General features: G+C 44.2%; 1 protein-coding gene. It reads left to right on the top strand.

Features of this window, described 5'->3' with window-relative positions; genetic code table 11:
• Nucleotides 1–240: hypothetical protein (locus ACPYOJ_RS36530; protein WP_481420561.1), on the top strand; the 240-nt coding region annotated here is incomplete at both ends.

Raw genomic sequence — 240 nt, forward strand, 5'->3', positions numbered from 1 at the left:
GTACAATAATTCATGCGCAAACCAACGACTCTGCCACGAAAGAGAAAAAAATAGAGGAAGTTGTTCTGATTGGTTACGGAAAACAGAAGAAAACGGATCTTACGGGGTCGATTACATCATTGTCAACTGCTGATTTTAATAAGGGAGCTGTAGCAACTGCGGAAGGGCTAATAAATGGAAGGGCTGCCGGTGTGGTGATTACGCAGTCGGGAACTCCCGGAAGTGAACCTATTATTAGAG

Source organism: Rhizobium sp. SVR5-9E, assembly GCF_056755095.1.